24 protein-coding genes and 1 pseudogene are annotated in these 23,784 nt (G+C 36.2%); 5 read left to right on the top strand and 20 right to left on the bottom strand.

Annotated features, from left to right (window positions below):
• Positions 1 to 8: 8 nt before the first annotated feature.
• The 6 genes from ACZZZC_RS18185 to ACZZZC_RS18160 form a co-directional block, all read right to left on the bottom strand.
• Positions 9 to 935 carry a hydroxypyruvate isomerase family protein gene (locus ACZZZC_RS18185; RefSeq protein ID WP_463487831.1) on the bottom strand — a complete coding sequence of 309 codons (927 nt, stop codon included), beginning with the start codon at positions 933 to 935 and terminating at the stop codon, positions 9 to 11.
• Positions 936 to 961: 26 nt separating this feature from the next.
• Entirely contained in the window at positions 962 to 1,894 is a 933-nt protein-coding gene (locus ACZZZC_RS18180; protein WP_463487830.1) for an FAD:protein FMN transferase, read from the bottom strand.
• A 68-nt stretch (positions 1,895 to 1,962) separates the two neighbouring features.
• Positions 1,963 to 3,282 (bottom strand): Gfo/Idh/MocA family oxidoreductase, encoded by a 1,320-nt coding sequence (locus ACZZZC_RS18175; protein ID WP_463487829.1) that lies wholly within the window; start codon positions 3,280 to 3,282, stop codon positions 1,963 to 1,965.
• Positions 3,283 to 3,317: 35 nt separating this feature from the next.
• A complete protein-coding gene (locus ACZZZC_RS18170) occupies positions 3,318 to 4,283 on the bottom strand; it encodes a formylglycine-generating enzyme family protein (protein WP_463487828.1) in 966 nt (321 codons plus the stop codon).
• Positions 4,284 to 4,423: 140 nt separating this feature from the next.
• Complete coding sequence (locus ACZZZC_RS18165) at positions 4,424 to 5,701, bottom strand: type IX secretion system plug protein (protein ID WP_463487827.1); 1,278 nt, start codon at positions 5,699 to 5,701, stop codon at positions 4,424 to 4,426.
• A 224-nt stretch (positions 5,702 to 5,925) separates the two neighbouring features.
• Entirely contained in the window at positions 5,926 to 7,833 is a 1,908-nt protein-coding gene (locus tag ACZZZC_RS18160) for an ABC-F family ATP-binding cassette domain-containing protein (protein ID WP_463487826.1), read from the bottom strand.
• A 240-nt stretch (positions 7,834 to 8,073) separates the two neighbouring features.
• Between ACZZZC_RS18160 and nudK the strand changes: the two genes are divergently transcribed.
• From nudK to ACZZZC_RS18140, 4 genes are all read left to right on the top strand, one after another.
• Entirely contained in the window at positions 8,074 to 8,658 is a 585-nt protein-coding gene (gene nudK, locus ACZZZC_RS18155) for a GDP-mannose pyrophosphatase NudK (protein ID WP_463487825.1), read from the top strand.
• 127 nt (positions 8,659 to 8,785) lie between these two features.
• Positions 8,786 to 9,196, top strand: a complete 411-nt coding sequence (locus ACZZZC_RS18150) for an Rrf2 family transcriptional regulator (RefSeq protein ID WP_056849551.1) — start codon at positions 8,786 to 8,788, stop codon at positions 9,194 to 9,196.
• Positions 9,197 to 9,346: 150 nt separating this feature from the next.
• Positions 9,347 to 9,997, top strand: a complete 651-nt coding sequence (locus tag ACZZZC_RS18145) for an NAD(P)-dependent oxidoreductase (RefSeq protein ID WP_463487824.1) — start codon at positions 9,347 to 9,349, stop codon at positions 9,995 to 9,997.
• A 179-nt stretch (positions 9,998 to 10,176) separates the two neighbouring features.
• On the top strand, positions 10,177 to 11,208 hold the full coding sequence (locus tag ACZZZC_RS18140; protein ID WP_463487823.1) for a quinone-dependent dihydroorotate dehydrogenase: 1,032 nt from the start codon (positions 10,177 to 10,179) through the stop codon (positions 11,206 to 11,208).
• Between the two features lie 23 nt (positions 11,209 to 11,231).
• On the opposite strand, the gene ACZZZC_RS18135 is transcribed toward ACZZZC_RS18140, so the two are convergent.
• From ACZZZC_RS18135 to ACZZZC_RS18100, 8 genes are all read right to left on the bottom strand, one after another.
• Positions 11,232 to 11,594, bottom strand: a complete 363-nt coding sequence (locus tag ACZZZC_RS18135; protein ID WP_463487822.1) for a DUF2200 domain-containing protein — start codon at positions 11,592 to 11,594, stop codon at positions 11,232 to 11,234.
• A 149-nt stretch (positions 11,595 to 11,743) separates the two neighbouring features.
• Positions 11,744 to 12,310 carry a DUF6620 family protein gene (locus ACZZZC_RS18130; protein WP_463487821.1) on the bottom strand — a complete coding sequence of 189 codons (567 nt, stop codon included), beginning with the start codon at positions 12,308 to 12,310 and terminating at the stop codon, positions 11,744 to 11,746.
• A gap of 136 nt (positions 12,311 to 12,446) precedes the next feature.
• On the bottom strand, positions 12,447 to 13,475 hold the full coding sequence (locus ACZZZC_RS18125; protein ID WP_463487820.1) for a hypothetical protein: 1,029 nt from the start codon (positions 13,473 to 13,475) through the stop codon (positions 12,447 to 12,449).
• A gap of 259 nt (positions 13,476 to 13,734) precedes the next feature.
• The gene (locus tag ACZZZC_RS18120; protein ID WP_463487819.1) at positions 13,735 to 15,216 is read right to left on the bottom strand and encodes a hypothetical protein; all 1,482 of its coding nucleotides are present in this window, start codon (positions 15,214 to 15,216) and stop codon (positions 13,735 to 13,737) included.
• A gap of 95 nt (positions 15,217 to 15,311) precedes the next feature.
• A complete protein-coding gene (locus ACZZZC_RS18115) occupies positions 15,312 to 16,025 on the bottom strand; it encodes a hypothetical protein (protein WP_463487818.1) in 714 nt (237 codons plus the stop codon).
• A 186-nt stretch (positions 16,026 to 16,211) separates the two neighbouring features.
• Positions 16,212 to 17,234: a hypothetical protein gene (locus ACZZZC_RS18110; protein ID WP_463487817.1), complete on the bottom strand. Its 1,023-nt coding sequence runs from the start codon at positions 17,232 to 17,234 to the stop codon at positions 16,212 to 16,214.
• 204 nt (positions 17,235 to 17,438) lie between these two features.
• Positions 17,439 to 17,756, bottom strand: a complete 318-nt coding sequence (locus tag ACZZZC_RS18105; RefSeq protein ID WP_463487816.1) for a nuclear transport factor 2 family protein — start codon at positions 17,754 to 17,756, stop codon at positions 17,439 to 17,441.
• A gap of 20 nt (positions 17,757 to 17,776) precedes the next feature.
• A complete protein-coding gene (locus tag ACZZZC_RS18100) occupies positions 17,777 to 18,568 on the bottom strand; it encodes an SDR family oxidoreductase (protein ID WP_463487815.1) in 792 nt (263 codons plus the stop codon).
• A gap of 125 nt (positions 18,569 to 18,693) precedes the next feature.
• Between ACZZZC_RS18100 and ACZZZC_RS18095 the strand changes: the two genes are divergently transcribed.
• Positions 18,694 to 19,053, top strand: coding sequence for a winged helix-turn-helix transcriptional regulator (locus ACZZZC_RS18095; RefSeq protein WP_463487814.1), 360 nt, complete (start codon positions 18,694 to 18,696; stop codon positions 19,051 to 19,053).
• Positions 19,054 to 19,190: 137 nt separating this feature from the next.
• On the opposite strand, the gene ACZZZC_RS18090 is transcribed toward ACZZZC_RS18095, so the two are convergent.
• From ACZZZC_RS18090 to ACZZZC_RS18065, 6 genes and pseudogenes are all read right to left on the bottom strand, one after another.
• On the bottom strand, positions 19,191 to 19,847 hold the full coding sequence (locus ACZZZC_RS18090) for a hypothetical protein (RefSeq protein WP_463487813.1): 657 nt from the start codon (positions 19,845 to 19,847) through the stop codon (positions 19,191 to 19,193).
• A 260-nt stretch (positions 19,848 to 20,107) separates the two neighbouring features.
• Positions 20,108 to 20,532: pseudogene (locus ACZZZC_RS18085) on the bottom strand (STM3941 family protein).
• The gene (locus ACZZZC_RS18080) at positions 20,498 to 21,211 is read right to left on the bottom strand and encodes a hypothetical protein (protein WP_463487812.1); all 714 of its coding nucleotides are present in this window, start codon (positions 21,209 to 21,211) and stop codon (positions 20,498 to 20,500) included. The pseudogene ACZZZC_RS18085 and the gene ACZZZC_RS18080 overlap by 35 nt, the downstream one beginning before the upstream one ends.
• Before the next feature lie 230 nt (positions 21,212 to 21,441).
• Entirely contained in the window at positions 21,442 to 22,170 is a 729-nt protein-coding gene (locus tag ACZZZC_RS18075) for a hypothetical protein (RefSeq protein ID WP_463487811.1), read from the bottom strand.
• Positions 22,171 to 22,391: 221 nt separating this feature from the next.
• Positions 22,392 to 22,955, bottom strand: coding sequence for a hypothetical protein (locus tag ACZZZC_RS18070; RefSeq protein ID WP_463483428.1), 564 nt, complete (start codon positions 22,953 to 22,955; stop codon positions 22,392 to 22,394).
• Between the two features lie 190 nt (positions 22,956 to 23,145).
• Complete coding sequence (locus tag ACZZZC_RS18065) at positions 23,146 to 23,643, bottom strand: hypothetical protein (RefSeq protein WP_463483427.1); 498 nt, start codon at positions 23,641 to 23,643, stop codon at positions 23,146 to 23,148.
• Between the last annotated feature and the right edge of the window lie 141 nt (positions 23,644 to 23,784).

Here is a 23,784-nt window from a genome sequence, read left to right as displayed (position 1 = left end):
TCTAACTTTTACAAAAAATTATCTTCTTTTCTATAAGCAGAAATTACAGCTAACTCGCCTTCTTTTCCGGGTTGCGAGTTTCCGTGTTCCATGCCCATCACACCTTTATAGCCTTTTTTATGAAGGTGCTTAAACAAATTTTTATAGTTGATTTCTCCAGTGGTAGGTTCCTTTCTACCCGGATTGTCACCAATTTGGATATAGGCAATTTCATCCCAACAACGGTCGATCGTTTTAATTAAATCGCCTTCTGTGCGCTGCATGTGGTAAATATCGTACAAAATTTTGCAAGCCGGGCTTTGAACGGCTTTACATACAGCATAAGTTTCGTTAGTTTTCTGCAGAAACAGTTCTGGCGTATCACTTAGTGTTTCCAATACCATGATTAAGCCATGTGGTTCGAAAATTTCGGCCCCGGCTCGCATCGCATCAATTACATTTGCAAACTGATTTCCATAGGGCAAGTTGCGCTCATAAAAACCCGGAACAACTGTAAGCCATTTCGCATTACACCTTTTGGCTGCTTCAACCGATTTTTTACAGGTTTCTACAAATTTATCCTTAAACTCTTTTTTACCCGTGGTTAAAGAAGTTTTCCAGTTATCGCCGCCATCTACAACAAAAACTCCCATTCGCATTCCAAGTCGAGCCAACAAAGCACCAATCTTTTCTTGCTCTTCCACGGGTCGGTTTAAGTAACCATTGTCTTCAATAGAGCGAAAGCCCTTATCGTACATGAATTGAATTTGATCGAGAAAAGTTTTACCAGCATGATTAGCGAACATCCCCTGGTGTGGCGCATAATCCATATTAAAAGTTTTGTCGCTCAATATCGCGGTCGATTTTTCAGCAGCAAAGGTTTCTGTAAATCCAGCTCCTGCTGTAATTGCGCCAGCAGTTAACAGGCTATTTCTTATAAATTCACTTCTTTTCATTTGTTGGTTTTTAAAAATGTAAAGACTTAGTTTTTAATTAATTTCTTAAATCCATTTGATAAGGTATCGGCTACAGATCCATCCTTTTTTCGGTAAACAAAATAAGCTTCCAGGTATTTTCGATTGGCTACAAATTTTAAAGCATCATCTAGATGCATGCCCATTAAGGCATTATCATACCCATCGGCTGTAATGGCATCTTGAGCATATACGGTTACACTGATCATTTCATTATTTAAAGGATAACCCGTTTTCGGATCAATTAAATGGGAGATTTTTTTTCGCCCGCTTTGATGGAATTTTCTATAGTTGCCCGATGTTGTAATCGCTCCGCTATTTAAAACTGCAATATGCCTGATTACTGGTGTGCCATCTTTACCTGGTCCCTCAATGCCTATTTTCATTGCGGTTCCGTCTGGTTTAGGGCCGGCAATTCTAATTTCACCACCCAGTTCGGCTACAAAGCTTTTAATACCTTTTTTAGTTAGATAATTTGCAATCAGGTCCACACTGTAACCTTGTGCAATGCCATTAAGATCGATATTTACACAAGGTGATGATTTTGACAGCATGTTGTTTTTCAGTTTCAGTTTCTCCATTCCTGTGCACTTCAAAATGGTTTTAATTTCTTCGGCACCTGGTTCCCTGTTATTTTCTGCAGGACCAAATCCCCAGGCTTGAACCAGTGGAGCCACAGTGATATCAAAAATGCCTTTGGTATCACGATTAATTTCAAAACTTCTTTTTAAAACAGTATTTAAATAGGTGTCGAGTTTCGCTCCCTTTGTTGATGAATTAAATTGGTTGATGAGTGAGCCCTTTTTGTAAAGAGACATCGATAAATCAATTTCATTTAATAAGCTATCGATTCCGCTTTTGGTAGCAACGCTGTCAGCAGCATAATACATAATGTGATAGTCTGTTCCCTGGGCTAAACCCGAAATCTTATATTGGTTCAATTCTTTAGAACTGAAAATCGAAAAGATTAACGGAAGGCAGAGAAACAGATATCGGTACATTATTTCAACTATAACACCTTGGTTTTTCCGGGCATAGCAATTGGATATAACCCATTCGCATCAGGCATCAACTTAGGGTTTGCGTCCCAAGCAAAACGCTCGGGCATTAAACTATTGTCGGCAGCTAAGGCTTCATCCCATTTAATGGTTTGCCCAGAATAAGTTGCATATCGGCCAATTATCCCGGTTAAAGTGCTATGAGCGCCATATTCAGCGTTATCAAATTTATACTCCCCTTTTGAGATGGCATCAAAAAGCTCATCATGCTCAGTTTGGTATGGATTTGCATTTCCTTTTGTATTGTGATTATAAATTACATTCCCTTTCCAATCCCACAACTTTGCCTGGTTTCCGGCTGATAAATAAATTTTTCCTTTAGTACCCTGGAAAGTTTCGTCCACCCGGTTAGGAACGCCTTCGAAATGTTTGCATTGGCTATAAACCACTGATCCATCTGCATAGGTTAATTCCACAGCGTGATTATCATAAATTTCTCCATAATCTTTTCCAGTTCTCCAGGCCCTGCTTCCCGTACCCTGCACTGAAACAGGATGTGTACCTTTTATCCAGTTTGCAATATCGATATTATGGACGTGCTGCTCCACAATATGATCGCCACATAGCCAGTTAAAATAATACCAGTTTCGCATCTGGTACTCCATTTCAGTTTGATTTGCCTTACGCGGATTCACCCAAACACCACCACTATTCCAAAATACCTGACCAGAAACGATATCGCCAATGGCGCCCTCTTGAACGCGTTTCATCGCTTCGCGATAGTTGGCTTGATAACGGCGTTGCAAACCGACAACAACGTTGAGCTTTTTGCTTTTGGCAATTTCTGCTGCGGCTAAAACTTTTCGAATTCCCGGTGAATCAACAGCAACTGGTTTCTCCATGAAAACGTGTTTTCCTTGCTTAATGGCTTCTTCAAAATGGATTGGTCTGAAACCAGGAGGCGTTACGAGCAATACTACATCTGCCAAAGGAATTGCTTTCAAATAAGCATCAAAACCAACAAACTGACGTTCTTTAGGCACGTCCATTTTGTCGGCAAATTTGGTGTTTAAAGATTGGTAACTGCTATCCAAACGATCTTGAAAAGCATCTGCCATAGCTACGAGTTTGATGTTGAATTTAGTACCTAGTGCTTGAAATGCTGCACCCGTACCTCTATCTCCACAGCCTATTAAGGCAATTTTAATGGTATCGCTTCCCGAAGCATAGGCTCCGGCAAGCGGAATGCTGCTTAACATAGCGCCACCAGCGAGCAAGGCAGATGATTTTAAAAAATCTCTTCTATCGTTTGTGTTTGGTTCGTTTTTCATTCCTGATTTTGGGTTTGTGGTTTTATCAGTTCGGTTTATAAATCTTTTATAGGTTGTTTATTATAGTAAGCTTCTATTTCTGCTTTACTTGGGGCTTTAACCGGACGAACCAGGCGCATGCCAACAAAAGGTGCCTCTGGAAACCACCAATTGCTTTTCGGAATTTGCGGATCAAGCTGTTTCCAGGATGGATCGGAAGCCAGCCTGGCTGTTGATCGAAGATTTTCAGCTGCTTCATCGTAGGAGCCGCCGCGAACAGCATGTGGGTATAGCTTTTCGGGCTTAGCAACAGGGTTTTCCGCTATTTTACTTTCGGCGAGTTTATAGAAATCAGCAACATACTGATCATAGGTCCATTCGCTCACATTGCCGTGCATATCAAACAGACCCCAGGCATTTGGCTTCTTTTGTCCTACCGGATGTGTTTTATTATCACTATTATCGGCAAACCAGGCATAATCACTTAATGTCGCGGCCTCATTGCCAAAAGAATATGCTGTGCTGGATCCTGCTTTGCAGGCATATTCCCATTCTGCTTCAGTAGGCAAGCGATAAAAAATACCGGTTCGTACATACAGCCATTTACAAAACTGGATAGCGTTATATTGGGTCATGCCCACTGCTGGCTGGTTGTCTTTTCCCATACCAAAAGTCATATCCAGATAAGGCTTTGTGGGCCGTGTAACCGCATCAACCTCTGCTGGAATAGCCGCTGTACTGGCTTGCTTTTCGAAATTACGATACAAAAAAGGTTCGAAAACATTCCAGGTTACTTCGTACTTGCCCATCCAGAAAGCAGCTAACTTTACCTGGTGAACGGGTTGTTCATCTGGTTTTCCAGTTTTGCTTCCCATATAAAATGTACCTGCAGGAATTGGCTCCATGTCAAAGCTCAACCTGGTGCCGTTAATATTCTGGGTATACGATTTTGGAGTTTCCTGAGCATAGACTTGCAGGCAACTAATTGAAATTAATGCAAATGCGAAAATTGGTTTAAACATAATTTTGGTTAGAAATGCCTTGTGAAAAGCATTTACGGTTACTCAATAATCTGATTACTAAAGTAATTAACCAATATTAAACTGACGAAATTTAATGTAACAATAAAGGTATAGTTGACAATTAATCGCAGTTCTCCGCACTAGCGCCTATCAACTGCTTTATTACTGATATTGGCAAAACCAACTAAGGTTTCCCATCGTGCACCAGGGCGACGATAATACACAAAAACCTGATAGGTGTTTTCTGTTTCGAAAAAGGAGCCTTCAAAAGGCTGACTTTCCAAAGTCTTGGTTTCGTTATTGTACCAGGCATACTCGTAATCGTATAGCCCTTGTTTCAGCATAATATTGGCATAAAACTGTTTGCGCCCTGTATCATAAATCATTTTGCTTTCTTTACTTAAAGCATAGTTGTTAAAACGACCAATTACATAGGCATCGCCATTGGCTGATGGGGCAGGAGCATTCAATGTGAAAAGTACGCCCATATATTCGGCTTCAGTTTTGTCGTCTCTTCCATCAGTATTCTTGATGAAGAAATTGCCATTCTCATCATATTGGTTGGCAAAAGCACCGGTATTTCTAGGCGCATCCTGAAAAAGCATTACGTTTACCGATTCACTATCGCGATAAATATCCTTCACATTATCGGCTTTGTAACGTAAACTTCTGGTGTCAAATTTTCTGAATTCATTATCACCCCAAAAATCGTTGGTGGTCAAATCATTAAATACAAGTTGATTAGGACGGATAAATGAGGGACGGGTATTTAGTTGTGCGGTATTGGAGTTGAAATTCTGCATCACAATCGCTTTCAAATCCTGATAAGGATTAGGAATTGGCATGCTATGATTGATGGCGAAATTGATCTTTTGCTTTGTATTCCGATCTGCCACCTGCATAGATTTGGTAACCTCTGCTGCCACGGCCACCTGATTATCTACAATATAAAAACGCTGCGATACCACTGGCTGATTTTTATCGCCATCGAGGTAAACTTTTAATAAATAATTTCCGCCAATTTTTGGCTGTATCTGCGTATTGGGGAAATTTAATTCATAGTGGGTATACTTCCTGGTGGTGTTTGATGAGTAACGGTAATAGATGATTCTATCATCATTAAAGCCGCCTAAATAATCTATTGTCGATATTCTTGAAGGTTGCCAGTCTGAGGTACAATGCTCTATAGAATACCAATAATTTTTAGTTCCTGCCAGCAGATCATCGAATGAAAAGGTAATGGTTTCTGATGAATTTAACTGAATAACCGGCAAACTTTGCTCACGGGTGCTGTTGTAACAAAGAACCGTTTTAATATTTGGGAGGTATATTTTATTCTCGTAAACGAAGTTTTTATCGGTTTGTGAAAAGCTTAGGGTGGGGATGAAAAATAAAAGTATTACAATTAGTTTTTGCATGGTTAAAAGTAAATAGTATTAACCACAGATGAAAAGGATAACCACAGATATTTTTTAATTGTTTTAAAACGCATTATGTATGTTATTGAATCGTATCTCTAAACTAACGCATAAGTGTCATTAGAAGATTTTGCTCTCGTTTGCTGTGTCTCCGTGGCAAAGAACAACAATAAAAAAGCCACAGAATTTTTTCTGTGGCATAATTTTTTAATCTGCGGCAAACACTAGCTTTCCAGCTCCATAATTTCGGCAGCTAAATTTTCCCATTTCGTTTGGTTGCTATCTAAATCCTGTTTAGCAGCTAAATAACGTTTGTTGGCTTCGGCCAATTTATCAGCTTTGCTGTAAACATTCTCATCAGCCAATTCTGCTTCAATATTTTTTACGGCTGCTTCCAGTTCTGCAATGGATTCTTCTACTTTTTTCAATCCATCATTCAATTTTTTTAATTGACTGGCGGTATTTGGCGCAACAGCTTTTGGGTCTTCTTTCTTCTTTTCAGGCATTTTTACCGGAATAGGTTTCGATACCGGAATTTCACGTTTGCTGTTCCACTCTTCATATTCGGCATAGGTACCAGGGTATTGTTTAATCTGTTCATTTTCGATAAACCAGATTTTATTTGCAACATTATCCAGGAAATACCTATCGTGAGAAACGGCTATAAATGTGCCTTCAAACTGTTGTAAAGCCTGAATCAAGATGTTAACGGATTGAATATCTAAGTGGTTGGTAGGCTCATCGAGAATTAAAAAGTTCGAATCTGTTGTTAATGATTTTGCTAAAGCAACACGAGATTTTTCACCTCCAGATAACACCTTAATCTTTTTGAAAACATCATCTCCTGTAAACAGGAAGCAGCCTAGAATACTACGTAACTCTGTATCTGTATGTTTCGGGGCAAAAGCTTGTAGTTCTTCCAAAATGGCATTGTCAAGATGAAGCGACTCCAACTGGTGCTGGGCAAAAAAGGTAGTGGTTACATTATGACCGGTTTCGCAGAAACCTTCAAATTTCTCGGTGCCGGCAATCATCCTTAATAAGGTCGATTTTCCTTTTCCATTCGCACCAATCAAGGCAATTTTATCACCCTTTTCAATTACTGCTTCAGCATCTTGAAGAATGTGAACATTAGGATAATGTTTGGTGGCGTGTTCAATCCGAACTACATGTCGGCCTGATGGTTTGGTAAATTTAAAACTGAAGTTTACCGTCGGGTTATCATCATCAACATCATCAATGCGTTCCATTTTATCTAAAGCCTTCATGCGCGATTGCGCCATTTTAGCTTTCGATGCTTTTGCCTTAAAACGTTCGATTAAACGCTCTTCCTGCTTAATTTTTGCCTGCTGATTTTTAAACTCACCCTTTTGAATTTCTCCACGTAGTGCTTTTTCTTCAACATAGAAACTGTAATTTCCAGCATAAACGTTTAATTTTCCTTTGCGGGATTCAACTGTACGGTTTACAATTTTATCAAGGAAATACCTATCGTGTGAAACGATTACAATTGCACCTTCAAAACTCGCCAAGTAGGTTTCTAACCATTTAATGGAAGGTAGATCCATGTGGTTGGTCGGCTCATCCAAAAGTAAAATATCTGGGTCTTGTAATAAAATTTTGGCCAGCATTACACGCATACGCCATCCTCCAGAGAAGGTATTTAGTGGACGGTGTTGGTCTGCGGTACTAAAACCCAAACCTGCCAAAATTTCATTTGCTCTATATTCGATGTTATAGCCATCCAAAGCTTCAAATTCCTGTTGCTTGTCGCTTAGCTTATATAAAACTTCTTCACTATAATCAGTTTCAATTTTTTTCAGTAGCTCTTCAATCTCGTCGTGCAGCTGGTTTTGGCGCTCAAAAGCTTCCATGGCCACATGCAAAATGCTATGGTGCGAATCGTAAGAAAGCAAATCCTGGTTTAAATAGCCGATTTTTAAGTCTTTAGACATAGAAACCGTACCTGAACTAGGCGCATACTCGCCAACAATTATTTTTAAAAGTGTTGATTTTCCTGTACCGTTGGCGCCAATTAAACCAGCTCTATCACCGGGTTTAATGTGCCAGTTCGCCTCGTCGTATAAGGCTCTTGAGCCAATTAGGAATGTTAAATTATTTATTGAAATCATTTCGGCTGCAAAAGTACGAATTTTAAAGGCTTGTTTTATTTCTAAAATTAAATAGGAAGTTAGCTTGATATAGCCAGTTTTCTTCAGATTTAGGAAAGCAAAGAAACTATAATTTCTGTTTTTTAGGCGAAATCGAGAAAATCGGTCTTCAAAGTTAAATGATCATGAACAGGCAAGAATCTATTTCAATAGTCATCCCCAATAAAATAATAATACATTTGGTTTCAAAACCAAACCACCATGAGCAACGAAAACGTTAAAATTATTAGCAAGGAAATCCTATCAGATAACTGGTACACTTTAAACAAAATCAAATTTGAGTATAAAACCAAAGGTGGAGTAATTGAAACGCAGGAACGCGAAGCTTATGATCGGGGAAATGGTGCTACAATTTTACTATACAACAAAGCAAATCAAACGGTTATTTTAACCCGTCAATTTCGCTTGCCAACCTACATCAATGGCAATGAGAGCGGAATGTTAATTGAAACCTGCGCCGGTTTGCTAGATAAAGATAATCCTGAAACGGCCATTAAACGCGAAACTGAAGAAGAAACAGGTTACAAAATTAGCGAGGTTAAAAAGGTTTTTGAAGCCTACATGTCACCTGGTTCTGTTACCGAAATTCTTTATTTTTTCGTAGCAGAATATTCAAAAGAGATGAAAGTAAGCGACGGTGGCGGCCATCACGAAGAACAAGAGAATATTGAGGTTTTAGAACTCCCATTTTCAGGTGCCCTGGCAATGATTGCAACCGGTGAAATTAAAGATGGCAAAACCATCATATTATTGCAGTATGCAAAAATAAATGATTTGATGGGCTAATTGCCTCGGCTATCTGCTTCATTCTAACTTTTCGGGGTCTCATATACTTTTCTAAAAAAAAATCTCAGTTTATTTTGATGTTAAATAAATCTCCTTACATTTGTACTGTAATAAAAACAATTACAGAATGAATAACAGCCGCTTTCCGATTTCCTTACACATTTTAACCTTGCTCGATGATGCGAAAGGTGCAGTAGTGAGCTCGGACTACCTGGCTGGAAGTATTAACATTAATCCTGTACTGGTAAGAAAGGAGATTATTAATTTACGTAAGCATGGTTTTGTTGATAGCAAAGAGGGGAAAGGCGGAGGTTCATTTTTGGCAAAAAGCGCTTCTGAAATTAATCTCGGTGAAGTTTATCAGGCGGTTAAAAACAATAATATTCTGGGGCAAAGTAAAAACGAGCCAAATCCTAAATGCCCGATAGGGAAACAAATTAATCAACACTTAAATACACTTTACAGCGATGCAGAAAACGCGTTGATCGAAAATTTATCAACGCAGACACTGGCTGATTTCGCATTAAAATTTAAATAAAAATTTTTTATCAAAAACTGTAATAAAATAAGTTTCAGTTATGATCTTCTAATCTTATTCATTCATTCAAAATTCACTCATTGCAAACATCACTCATTACAATAATCACTCATTCAACAATCAAATATTCACCAATTAAAATAAAATAACATGAAAGTAGCACTAATAGGCGCCTCAGGATTTGTAGGCAAAGCCCTTTTAAATGAATTAGTTAGCCGTGGGTACGAAGTGGTTGCCATTGCCCGTGACACCACCAAAATTGAAAACGCTGACGAAAAAGTAAGCAAAGTTGCGGTAGATGTTTTGGATACCGATCAACTTGCAGAGGCTTTAAAGGGAGCAGATGCGGTAATAAGCGCATTTAACGCGGGTTGGACTAATCCAAATCTTTACGATGATACTTTGGCTGGGGCAGAGGCAATCCTGAAAGCAGTAAAAGCATCGGGAGTAAAACGTTACATTTTTATCGGCGGTGCCGGAACTTTGCAAATTGACGGAAATCAGCTGGTTGATGGTCCCGATTTTCCAAAGGAAATTTATCCTGGAGCTTCCGCTGTAAGAGATTATTTCAATACTTTAAAACAAGAAAAAGAATTGGATTGGGTGTTTTTCAGTCCCGCTATTGAAATGCATCCAGGTATTACAATCGGTAAAACCGGAAAATATCGTTTAGGTAAAACTTCACCGGTTTTTAATGAAGAGGGTCGCTCAATTTTATCTGTTGAAGATTTAAGTATCGTTTTGGCAGATGAACTGGAGAATGATGCACATCATCAAGAGCAATTTACTGCCGCGTACTAAGGAAATAAATTATTAATGGGAGATGGAAACTTGATGTGAAATATAATAATGTAATTTCAACTGACGATTTGCGAACAGATACCAATCGTCAGTTAAATTGCTATCCATTTATATTAAGCGCCTAACATTTTCCATCTTCCATTACCTTCCATTTTCCATATTTTATTTATCTTCGTGGCATGTATCGCCTTATTAAACCAATATTCTTCAAGTTTGACCCCGAAAATGTTCATTATTTCGTTGTTAAGCGATTAAAGTGGTTTAATGATAAGTTTCCTTTGGGTAAAACTATTATTCGCAGCAGTTTCGATGTTCATATAAGAGGTTTGGAGAAGGAGGTTTTCGGTATAAAATTTAGAAATCCGGTAGGTTTAGCTGCAGGTTTTGATAAAAACGGTGAGTATGTGGAGGCTTTAAGCAACCTAGGCTTTGGTTTTATCGAAGTAGGTACAGTAACGCCAATGCCACAGCCAGGGAACGATAAACCACGCATGTTTCGTTTGCCAAATGATGAAGCCTTAATCAATAGAATGGGTTTCAATAATAAGGGCGTTGATGTAATGGCAGAGCGTTTGCGATTGCTTAAAGATAAACATCCGGATATAGTTGTGGGTGGAAACATCGGTAAAAACAAAGCAACGCCGAATGAAGATGCCGCAAGTGATTACATTAAATGTTTTGATCGACTATTTGATGTGGTAGATTATTTTGTAGTGAATGTAAGCTCGCCAAATACTCCAGGCTTGCGAGAACTTCAAGAAAAAGAACCGCTGAAAAATATCTTGAATACACTGCAGCAACGAAATAGAAAAAACGATATCTCTCGACCAATTTTACTAAAAATCGCACCTGATTTAACAGATGCGCAACTCGATGATATTATTGAAATTGTAGCAGAAACAAAAATAGCAGGCATTATCGCGACCAATACAACTATTAGCCGTGAAAATTTGGCCACCGAAAAAACTTTAGCCGCAGAAATGGGCGGCCTAAGTGGTAAGCCAGTGAAAGAACGTTCTACGGAAGTGATTCGGTATCTTTCAGAAAAATCGCAAAAAGCTTTTCCGATTATTGGTGTTGGCGGAATCCATTCCCCAAAAGATGCCCAGGATAAATTGGACGCTGGTGCCTGTTTGATTCAGCTTTACACTGGTTTTATTTACGAAGGTCCCGGACTAATCAAATCAATTTGCAAAAGTTTGGTTAAGTAGGGTTGTTAAAAGATCTAAGGGGATTATACTCTTAATATTTTCTCCATCTTTTTGCCTTTTGCCAGTTCATCAACTAGCTTGTCTAAATATCTTACTTGTTTAGTTAATTGGTTTTCAATCTCCTCAATGCGATAGCCGCAAATTACACCTGTAATTTTTTCAGCATTCATATTCAGTTTAGCCTCCTCGAAAAAAGTTTCGAATGTCACATTTCGGTCGACAAGCTCCTGCTGTTTGTGCTCATCAAATCCAGTTAACCATTCTATTACTTGTTTTAATTCTTGTTCTGTTCTGCCTTTGCTTTCAACTTTGGTTACATAGTGTGGATATACCCCTGCAAAAGTTAACCTGGCAATTTTTTCGTTATGAGATGCATTTTCTTTCATTTTTCCAGTTTTTCTGAAGGATAAAAATAAGAAAAAACGAAAAAAATATATTGCTTTTAGTTTTCAAAAGTCGAATCATAAAAAGCTATTCGTATCCGTGTTCGAATTTCAAGCATGCATAAAACCGCTCAGCAATTATTCGGCTTGGTTTAAAATTCAACATCATCCGCAAGATTACCCCCATGTTCTGCTGCAAAAATTGCAGCATATTCCTTTTGCTTTTCTTCTCGATATTTATTAAACAAGTCTAAAGTTTCAAAAGGCTCATCATTCGTGATAGGCATCCATTGCATGGCTACGGCCTGGAAGTCGCCCAGGTTAATCCCAAATTTTTCTTCGATCCATTGTGCCCCATCAACACCATATTCATAAGCGGCTTGCCTGGCACCATTTAATTCTTCATAAAAATAGCGGTCCGTCTTCATTTTTTCCAGGTTTATTGCACCTTCCTCTGTAAGTGCTGCCTGTACGCCTCCAAGTTTTGGATGCTGATCGGCCTCTCCGAAATATTTTCCAAATTCCATGGTAACTTCAAATGTGTGGTCTTCCTGCATCCTTGTAATCCAAATTGCTGAAGCTTCTTCAAAAACCGCAAATTCGATACCTAGTAGTTTGCAAATGTCTTTCACATCAATTCCAGAAGCCATTTTTGCTGAAATCGCAGCATAATCTTGTATGCTTACCCCGTGAATAGGTTCTAATAGTGGATTGCTCATGGCGATAAAGTTTAGTTGGTTTGGTTATACATTACCGAAGTATTGGCCTCGATAATTTCTATAGTTTGCGAATTCATCATTTATAGGTTTTGGATTGATAAATTAAACTTTAGGCTTTAATAGTGGGTTTAAAATGTTATTGAGCAATGGAAATATTTTCAGAGAGCAAATAATTAAAATTCAAAATCTTATTCATCTCCGCTTTATTGTCCACGTTTTCCATTTGCGATCGATATGCATCGCCATAAATGAAGATATGTGTATTTTCTATTTGATAGTATTTTAAACAGAACAAAGACTGCACAACTGCTTGATTGCTACTTTCATCAAATACAATTTCGTAACCTATTACACTATTTTTGTCACGTTTATAAGTTAAGATATTGGGCTGGCTGGCCAAAAAGCTGTCCATATTAAAAGCTGTTGTATCTGTCGACATCCAGATGGTAAGTTGCTTTAATCCGAAATCATTTTCTTTATGGTGAAGATCATAAATAATAGAGCGGTCTTTTAAAGTTCCAATTTTGATGTTTCCAAAAACCTGATTTTTTAAGTCTCCTGATTCTTTAATCTCAATTTCTTTCGGGATTTTAATGAGAATTTCCCTTCCCTGATTATTTATTAAGGTATCTGTTTTTTGCGACAGTTTAGTGATCGGGTTCAGAACAATTTGAGGGTTTTTGCCTAGCTCAAGCTTCAAATTTTCAACTTTTTTTTGCATTTCTTTTTGAAGAAGAACTGCATCATTAATACTTTTAAGGTATTCTTCCTTACTAATCTTCTTAAATTCTAGAATCGTATTTTTCGAGCCCGAAAGTGTAGCATTATCTTTAAATTTGATTTTGAAAGCATCACCATCAAACTCGTTTGCATAGATCTCATAATAGTCCTTATTAGGAATTTGGAGCTGACGAAAATTTTTGAGTTTTTTTATGTCAATTGTGAATTTTTCGGGGAGTTCAAAAAATAGGCTATCATTTCGCTTTATAAAGTGGAAATTATAATCTACTACCTCTTGCATCAGGTCGCCGTTAAGCCCCCTAAATGGTTCTTTATTTTCTCTGTAAATGTCACTCACTTTCCAGTAGCTTTCCTTTTCCTGCGAACTACAACTTATCAATAAGAAAGTAAAACAAAGCAGTAATAACGTTTTTATTGCACTCATGTTTATGGGATTTTTTGATTTAATTTAACATTACATAAGATAAGCGTTAGCGCTTATCAGAATTAATTTAATTAGGATTCGCAAGCTTTATTTTAGAATTTGTCGGGGTTCACCTATTATTCGTTGATGAGATCAGAACTTATAAAATTAAAATTTGAGATCTGAAACTTTAGATAGTTGCGCTTTAGGACAAGATTTTTTTTAAACCTTTCAATCTTTAGCGGCAATTGATGAAAGAATTATCAGATTTTGCAGATGATTATTCCAAGATCTTGACGTTAAGATGCAGATCTTTTATTTTCACTATTTGTGCCCTGCTGATTAAAGAGATACCATCCGTGATTAAATCAGGATTTACAGCTTTCATCTTATCTGTAAAAACGTTTTTTAAAATTAAGTCATCAAAAACTGCATATTCCACACCGCCCTTCGTTACACTGCTATAGCCCCCTATATTACCTAGGTATATGATTGATTCGCCATCAGTAAGGTAATTACTGTTTGGAATTTGTCTTAACTTCTCCATTTTCAGCTTTGAAGTTTCAACAGGCATTCCATTAAAATATAGCTTGTCCTTATATTGCATAAATCCGTCTAAAGCATACGTTTTGATATACTTTTCTTCAAACACCTCATTTTTCTTAGTTTCTGGATTGTAAAATAGTACCCGCTCTATTTCCACTTTCTTTTTGTCTGTCAATAAATAATTTTTATTGTCAATTTTGACAAAGAGCCCTGGGAAAGTATTTGGGTCATACTTATTGAAGACTACGGCCTTACCTTCTCTTTGGAAATATAGGGAAGGAGAGAAGATCTTCTGAAGATTAGTGTTGGAGTAAAGGCTTGGGTACCAAATGCCATAATAGCCTTTTTCGTTACGTCCACTATCATCATAGCCGTAGTTTAAATCACTATAGATCGATTTTCCATCCGTAATAAATGATTCTGTATCATTAATTTTAATTTCAATTATTTTACGCTGATCTATATTTAGCTTCTTGATGGAGTTATCGTCAATCGCGAAAACCTGGTTGTTGTAAGAGAAGTATTTTTTAGAGATCACTCGCACTGTATTGCTTCCATCCATCAGCTTCTCCGATTGATCTACATGGTCGTCATAATAGCCTTTTGAATTGATTTTAGAATGTTCACCAAAGAAATATAGCCCGTTTTTATCATAAAAATAATTTGCTGCAATATGTTTCAAAGATGGCTCATCAACTGGTATGGCTACCGGAGCGAGCGCATAAGATTTGATATCAAGGAAATATAGCTTTCCATCTGTTTTGGATTTATAAACAAAATCATTAACAGCAGTGAAATTTGAAATGTCAACTTTAACAGCCTTAATTCGTTCAGATGTATAATAAATATTTTTGTCGTCTCTACAGAGGAAGTAAAACTCATCACGTAGAATGATTTTTAGCTTGTCTAAATCAAATTTGAAAGGGAAGTATTCTTTAAAAAAAATGCTGTTCCCAATGGCTAAGAGGGTCGTCTTATCATAATCAATTTTTGGATCTTTCTCAAAAGTGAAGCCATCCCAATTTGCACCACCAATCATTTTATAAGCCCGAACCTCTTTTAGTTTGGGCATGATCATGTAACCTCCGATCACGAACTGATTCACGGTATCTGTTGAGAGCTGGTTATTCTGGTCATTTGATTTTGCTTCTTGTCCGTTGCAAGAAGCCAAAACGATTACTAAATTCATTAATGCGATAAGATTTACTATTTTCATGTCTTTTTGCGTTGATTGATTTAAGAACGAATAGCCTAGGTAGGCTAATATAATATCTGATTGAGATAGACTTTGTAATCAGATATTTAAGGATGCTAAGCCACTAGTCCCGATACCCTTAGGTTTGGATAACGATCGCCCAACTTTTTAAGGAAATCATTGCCAATAATAATTTCTTCAAGGTTTTTTTGTACGTTCAATGAAAAAGCACTTAAACCTGTGTTAGGATAGCTGAATAACAATGCAGAAAACAGGATAAGCTGTATCGGATCTTCGTCAGTAGCCAACGAAATTCTAAAAGCTTTAACTTGATCTCCTTTTTGCCTGGCATATGCTTTTATTGTTCCTTCAAGCGGAATTTCGGTAATTGACGAGACCAGTAAACGAGCAGGTTTGAAAACAAAATGGCTGGAGATTTCTCCATCAGTATCTGTGTCAAACAGGTGTAAATCATCTCCGCTTAAAACCAGATATTTCGGGGTTTGAACGGAATGAAATCTGACTGTTCCTAACGTTGCCATTCCCTTTAAGCTATCCTTCAGGCTATCTTTAATAGAATCTTTCGTTGTATAATTTAGACTGGCATAATTAAAGGCATCAATCATTTTGCCTTCCATCTGTTCACTGATAAAGGAGAGCTCTCCATTTAAAAAGTTGCTTTTATAAATGGCGGCTTTATTCATTTCTGCGCTAAAATTTGTGTTGAGAAACATCTCTGCTTGCTTCTTCTTTTTTATCTGCATAAAATAGAAAATGCCTCCGTATATAGCCACCATGGCAACGAGAACGATAATAAGTGTGGTGCTCATGTCTTTTAGTTTAATAGGTGTATGTAGATTAACTAAATAAAAATACACCTTGATGCGACAAGAATAAGACGTTGTTATTATCCGTAGACCTTTATTTTATATTCGTTCCAATCTGTTGAATATTTGAAATGAGAGTGGGAGAGTTTGTTTTTACATTTTTCGAGGAGTACGTAAAAACTGTAATACCTAATGTCGGTTGTCGCAGTTGATGGCGATATTACCAGAGGCTTTGTTTAATACAATAATGCTTGGGCAACCAAAAGAATGGTACTCGAAACCGAAAATAACAGCTGGTTTGTTTTTAAACAGGTAACCTGCCCATTGATTTTCTTCTTTATTTCCAGCCACAAAATTTAGAGGAGCTAATGATGATCCTTCACTATTTGTAAATTTCTCATTTTTCAAAACTACTTTACCTTTTGTGCTGATTGCAATAAAATACCTCTCGGTTATGGTTCCGTCGGTTAAAATATCTTTAATATAATAGATAACTGAACCACCTATAAAACTATAATAGGCTTCTTTACCGTCCTTAGTTAACGTATTATGATTTGAAATAGGGAATTGTTTTTTATTGATTTCTTTCCATTTTACCAATTGCATTTTCCCCAGCAAGAACGGATTATTGCTACCGATATAGACCAGTAGATTTTCATAGTAATTTGAAGCCGATTTTTTTAACAGCTTGTCTCCAACCTCAAAACCAACCATGTAATCCCATATCGTAATTTGCTCACCTTTATCCGCGTAGGGCGTTAAGTGCGCAACGGCTTTTAACTGAACAACCGGAGTTTTAGTCAGTTGGTTCAGTTTATAATCGTACATAAATACCGTATCGGTTTCTTTTATAAACGTTCCTTTGAGCAGTTTTTTACGGTAAGCTGCCTGTAGCTCGAAGTACTTCAGTTTATCGAATGAAATGTTTTTTTGATTGTTAACGTAAGTTGATGGTATGGCTAAAGTGTCGTTATAAATATCAGAAACCGAGATAAAAGCTTTTGGGTTTTTATCTCCTATGGCAACCACCCTAAAGATATTAAGTTGGTTTTTTAAGATTTTTGATCTGCCTATAGTGTTTCGAACAGTGCCATCCGATAGGTTTGCGTTATAATTATTTTCTGCAGGCGAAACGTTTGATAGCAAACTTAAAGTAGCTGAAGCCAGGGTAATCAATTTGTACATCATAGCACTATCTAATTGGTTGCTCAAAATAATGCTTAATTAATTTAAATGGCAGGTGAATTATAATTCGTTTGGCTATGTAAAGAATTCGGCCATAACCAATTGTTATTGGTTTAAATATCTTTTCCCAAACTACCGCTAGAATGAGCGATCAATTTAGCAGATTGGGGAAAAGAATTGATGTTGATTAATAATTGAATTGGTCAATTTGGCTTGCGCCCCAAATTTTTATTAACCAGTAATTCTTAAAGATTGGATCAAACCGTCTTTTATCTCCAGGTGATAGTCCAAAACAATAGGACTTCCGGGGAAGTTACCAGAAACTTCCGTTTTTAATATTTGATCGGCATTTAGATATTCGAGTGGTTGCATTAAGGCTTGATATTCTTTATTGGCTTTTTCTATCCAATTTTCTATTTCTTTTCTTCCATTGTGCGTTTTGCCCTCGTCAAAAACTACGGCTGTTTCATTAAAACAATTGGCATAAGCTATGCTATCAAAATTGTTTTGCGCTGTTACTAAATCGGTGATTACTTTTGGTAAGTTCATATTTTTGTTCTTTTAGATTATTAAATTGTGGGTACTGTTCCCCCGTCGATTACAAAATTGGTTCCTGTTAAATAATTAGCTCTTGGCGAAACCAAAAAGCCAACTAATTCCGCTACTTCTTCTGATTCTGCAGGTCTGCCAAACGGTATCCCACCTAAGGCATTCATGACTCCTTGTTGAGCTTCTTCTATGCTGCTGTTTGCATTTCTTGCAATTTCACCCAGCCATGCTTTTGATGCTGTAGTATTGATCCATCCAGGTGATACAGTGAGTACTCGAACTCCTTTTGGCGTCACTTCGTTTGATAAGCTTTTACTGTAATTGATCAATGCTGCTTTTGAAGCTGCGTAAGGCAACGTAGAATCGTATAATGGAAGTTTGCCTTGTATAGAGGCGATATGAATGATGACACCACTTTTTTGTTCAATCATTTGTGGTAAAAATCCTCTGTCTAATCGTACAGGAGCAAGTAAGTTAGCTTGTAGCGTCGATTCCCAATCTTCATCTTTTAAAGCAGCAAAGCCACCAGCAGGCGTTACTGAAGAACCAAGGTTGTTGACTAAAATATCAAGCCTGCCATAAGTAGAAAGTACTTCGTTGACTACTTTTTGTGAATCTTCTGCCTTGCTCAAATCGGAAGAAATGAAATGCAAATTGTTTTTTTCTTTTTCAGGTGCATTTCGTGCTGTAATAATAACGGTTGCGCCAGCTTGTAAAAGCCTTTCCGCTATCGCTTTTCCAGCTCCTTTTGTGCCTCCTGTTACCAAGGCAATTTTGCCCGATAATTCATTGCTAAAATTAAATTGTTCCATTGTATAATTATTTATGGGCAAAATTGGTGTATACAAAAGGTTTGAACAAGTACAGAATATCGAATTGCATAGGGTTAAATTTTTCCCCTATTGTACAATTTGGAACATTGAACTAAGTTTGCTTTATGAAAGACAGAAAAATTCCATTGAACCTAAATTGTGGCCTTGATTTAATTGGTGAGGTGCTTTATGGCAAATGGAAAATTCGTTTGCTCTGGTTTATTGAACAAGGACATAAACGTCCCAGTGAATTGCAAAGGAAAATACCAGAGGCTTCACGCAGGGTTCTAAATATTCAGTTAAAAGAATTGGAAGAACACGAATTAATTTCAAAAGTTATTTACCCTGTTGTTCCTCCAAAAGTTGAATACAGTTTAACAGATTTTGGGAAAACCTTAATTCCTGTAATTTCTGCTTTGGGTAACTGGGGAGACGAACATGAAGAACGATTGCGGAATCTCATTTTAAAAGTAGAGAATCAATAATTTGCTAATGGAGTATTTACTGGTAATTGCACATCGCGTCGACTTTTCAATTCTTGCGGGTTCAAGAGTAGCAGTTCAATTACTTCATAATTTTGAATCGCTTTTGGAAAATCTAATAGCTGTTTGGGCTTTGTATGTTAGGGATATTCAAACCCGAATTCAAATTTCTCCAATCGGTTATTCCATAATTTATAGCTCGCAAAATATTTAGGCATATTGTTATTTGCTAGAATTTTCGACTTACTGTCTTTAGGTTGTTCAATTTCATAATACAACTCAATATAACCTTTTGCACTGTCAATCGGTCTATAACAATTTCCCAGTTTTTCAATGATTTCATTTTTTTTTAAACCTAATTTAATCCCTTTCTCTGTAGTAAATCTATTGATTTTTAGCGATTTAAATCCGTAGCTTGCCTTACTAGATTTTTCAACTTTAATAATTGAAATCTGATTTTTGCTATCTCCAGGATGTTGTGTTAATGTGAGTGTTTCGCTTTCAAGGTTTGAATAGAACTGATAGTGGTCTAATTTATCAATGGTATTATTTGATCCCACAAGTTTAGTAGCACTCGCTGCATTTCTTAAAACTATTCCACAAAGTGAGGTGTCAGGATCGTTAAAGATGCAAGTTGAATTTTTTAATTTTTCATTCGCTTCATACTTCAATCTTTCCGCCTTGTCTGGTTCAGGAACTAGTTCAAGTCTGTCATTTTCGCCAACAGTTTGTTTCTGCGATCGATTGCAGTTCGTTAGAAATGCTATGGAACAGATTATAATTAAAATGTTTTTCATTTTTAGAAGTTTTTCGCGTGATCGCTAATGTTTCGGGTTTGCAAAAGTAACGCAATCTCAGCGAGTAGGTAGGGAAGCAAATATCGTCAATTGTTGAGCAAATATTCGTGCGTGTCTGCACCAAATAATTTCAGGTCTTTGTCGAATATTTTAAGGTGTTACAGTTTGCTTTTAATCATGTTTAATTGTTCGCTCATTGTTGTAAGATATTGGTCAATAAAATGGCAGGCAACTTCAACACAACTCTACTTTATACTTCATTAAAGGTTCGGCGTTTTATTTTGGTGTTCGTTTAATCTTTCCTGCAATAATTTTTCAAGTGCATTAAAGTCATATTTCAAAGTGTTTGGGCTTATCGAAAGAGGAGTTCCGTAAGTATTCATATTTCCTTGCATCATTTTTCGTTTTAGTCCTTTTACGTTTTCTAAAAATTGATTTGGATCTGTCACAAAAACGAGTAGAAATTTTGAGTTCTGATAGGTTTCTGTCTTTATTTCGTAATCTCATCCCATTTAATAAAGCCAACACTTAAAAGAGCAGATTTGTCGTTTATTCCATCGTTATCAATGATAAGTCCAGTGTTGTTTCTGAATATTTTTTTGGCGCCATAAACGGTAAGCCAACCAAAAATTAAATACGATTTTTTATGCCTAATAATAAATGTATTCTTGAAAAATAATATCACTTAATTGTGTTTCATCTAAGGTATTGTAGATGTAGATAATAGTGGGATTATCGTATTTATCATATTTTTTTACTATTTCTATGTGATAACTGATTTCGGCTTTATCATCAGTTTTAGTTGTGATAGTTGATTTTATCTTTTCAATTTTGTTGTTTTTTACTATCGTTTCTCTTTTTTCTAAGGATTCATAATCGCCTTGTTTGAAATTATCTTCGATGATACTAAACTCTTTGTTCAGTTTTATAGTTTGAGTTTGACTATAATTTCCATCATTTATATCAACAATTTTGTAGGTAAAATCGTCTGACCAAACATATTTATATTCTTTTTCTTGTTTTTTTGTTTTATCAAATGAAACAGTCTCTTTGTAACTAATATCCTTACCTTTTCCTGAAAAAATCATCTTCATATGGATTGTATTTTTTCCGTCTTTGTTTGAACTATTGTATTCAACAGAATTTCCATCTTCATCAAAAGTTTTGATATAGCTACGGAAAAAGTTAGTGGTATCAAGAGGAATCTTGTTGTTTTCTACTTTGCAAACATACTTTTTCATTTCTTTTACATTACCTTTAAGTCCATATTCTACTTTTTGGGAATAGCTTTCGGTAGTATTGTTCATTTGCCCATTACAAGAAGAAAGCGTGACTAAATTTAAAAACAGTAAGATTTTATTCATTTTTATTGTGTTTGCTATTGTGTGCAGGTCTCAAAATTACCGCTAACGCTTCCGGGCTTTGCGTTCGGGCGGGAAGTCGAAGCATTACTTGTCCCGATTTTACATCGGGAAATCTCCAATTTTCCACAAAAGTTCAATCGAAGAACTACCGTTGAACTTGTGCCAAAGGCATCACTTTGTGACAGTTTCGCCCCACTATTGCAAAACCCTTGTTACCTGCCGTTTTTTTCTTATGAATAGCTGTTAATACTCAAAACTATTTTGTCATTTTTGTTATAAAGTAGAATACTGTCATTTCCGTCTGTAAAAAATTCAAAACCGATAACTTGTCCTATTTTTTCATAGTCAGTTAGGTTGATACTTTTAGGAAACAAATATTCAGCGTTTATTTCGATGTCAGCAAAACTTGAATTATTGTCAGATGAAATTTCATAAACGATAGGTGATTTCTTTTCTGATTTTCCCCAATCATCAATTATTTCTCTAAATGCCCCAAATTCATTTGTCAATTGAAAGTTTAGTTTGTTAATTGAAAATTCATAAAATGTTTGAATGTAATAATCAAAATTAAATTCGGTACTTTCTGGAATTGAAATTTTTAATTTAGCTTGATTTATATATTCCTCTGTTTTAGTCTTATTGTCCAAATATTTTTTTCCATTTTCTTCAAAGTCAGTTTCTAATATTTGAAAAATTTGTTTTGCGGTTTCGTGTCCGTTGTATAGTTTGATATTTCCATTGAATTGATATTTATTTTCTACAAGGTTAAATTTCGTGTAAGTATTGTTATTATTTTCGGTCGAATTACTTTCGTTTGTCCAAATTCCATTTGATGAAACGAAAAATAGTTTTGTGTTTTTTTCGTCATTCAGTTCGATTCCACATAAAGGATAAAATATTCCTTTTAATTGTCCGTCAGTAAAAACGCTGTCAAAAGTTGGGTAAAGTTCTATTTTCATTTCTTGTTGTGTTTGGTGGTTCTGTAAAATGGCAGGCAACGTTTCGGGGCTTTGCGATGGTGGGGCAATAGAAGCACTACTTGTCCCGATTTTACATCGGGAAATCTTCAATTTTGTACAAAAGTTGGACTGAAGAACAACTGTTGAACTTGGGCCAAAGGCATCACTTTGTGACAGTTTCGCCCCACTATTGCAAAACCCTTATTGGCGGTAGTTTTTGTTTATTCAGCGTCAAAATATTGTCCAAACCATTTGTCAAACGCTTCTTTATATTTTTCTTGTGCAGAGCCAATAATTTCAGAAGGCTCTTTAATTTGGTCTAAACCATAATCTCCTTTTAGCCACATTAAAAATTCATTCAAATCTTCGCTTTCTTCATAATCGTCTTCGTCTTTATAAAAATAGATTTCTTCAAAATCAACTGAAATTTCTGTGTCAAATGTTATTAAATGAAGAAGTTCCAAAATATTTTTAGCTATAATATGCACACCGCCTTCATCTCCAAACACTACAATCGGCATTTCGTTGATAGGTTTAGTCGTTCCGTCATTCCAAATTGCATAAAAAGAACCCGAACCATTTGCTTGTGCAAAAGGAAATAATTTTTCTAAAAATGATACGTCTTCACTCCAACTTTCAAGACCAGTTTTGTTGTCAATTAATACTCCAAAACCTTGTGAGTAATTTTCAAAAGAAGAGATATTTGTCTGAAAGTAAATTAGTTTCTCTAATTCAGTTGGAATTGCTGTCAGACCCCAATTTTCCTTAAATTCTTTAATGTCCATATTTTGTCGTTTTAGTTCTGTGGTGTCGTTCTATAAAATTACCGCCAACGTTTCGGGGCTTTGCGTTCGGGCGGGAAATCGAAGCACAAATACTGGTTTTATTACTGATGTTTAATTGAAAAACTGCTATTGAATTTTGCACTTCAGCCCGCCTGACGCAAAACCCTGTTGTGTGCTGTTTTTATCATCCTCACTCATCAATTTCAACCTTCACTGGGAATTTATTTAAACAAGTTTTAAAATTCTGTAGATTGTTAAACTCTGTAGTTTGTGTAGCATCCAATTGATAACTTATTTGTGTCTTGTCAATTGAACAGATTGTCAAATATTTTACATCAAAGTCTTTTTGCAAAATAATTTTCTCGATTTCAGTCCAATTGATCAATCGGTCGACATAATACTTTATTCCAATTTTATTAAGGGTAAATATTGGCTTCTCTTTATAAATATAAACTAAATTTTTTGTGCATTTATATGTTCCTATCAGAAATATGAGTCCTAAAAAAGCAAGACCCACACTAAAAAAAATGTCCTCTGTATGAATATAATAATAGCTTTCTACCCATATCATAGTTGCCCAAAGTGTTGAGCCGACGAATAAACAAAAGAACGTCAATGTCCAAAATAGAAAATAACCAAACATTGGCGTGTTTCTATAAATTATTGTATTGCCGTCTACTAATTTCATTTTTTTCTATTGCGTTTACATAATGGTCGGAATAAAATAGCACACAACATCTAAATTTACGCATTTCGCAAAGCCGCATTAAATAACATTCGCAAATAAGATTACTAAAAATTTTTTCTAGCTTGCATTTTGTTTATCTTC

This window comes from Pedobacter sp. AC212 (assembly GCF_979258625.1).
This window is presented reverse-complemented; position numbering and strand designations above follow the sequence as displayed.